The organism is Mammaliicoccus sp. RAM2 (genome assembly GCF_045897195.1).
Lineage (GTDB): Bacteria > Bacillota > Bacilli > Staphylococcales > Staphylococcaceae > Mammaliicoccus > Mammaliicoccus sciuri.
In genome coordinates this window covers 1-212 of the sequence record NZ_JBJNWI010000042.1, presented here as the reverse complement: position 1 = coordinate 212, position 212 = coordinate 1, and the positions used below count along the sequence as shown (strand labels likewise).

General features: G+C 32.1%; 1 pseudogene. It reads right to left on the bottom strand.

The annotated features are described in order from the left end of the window. Window positions 1-212, bottom strand: a pseudogene (locus tag ACJTHF_RS14110) (hypothetical protein); the annotation flags it as partial.

Sequence of the window (212 nt, the reverse complement as noted above, 5' to 3'; positions counted from 1 at the left end):
CTACTTTACCCTGACTATTTGATTTTTTATCAACTTTAGCCGATTGTTCTACTTTAGCAGGAACATCTTGTTTTGGTTGTTCTGTCATAGACTGATTGTCAGTAGTTTTTTTATTAGGTTCTGGTTGATCTTTTGGTTGATCAGATTTAGGTTCAACTTTTTGATCATCTACTTTTTTATCATCAGAAGTTTTATCAGACTTAGGATCGTAT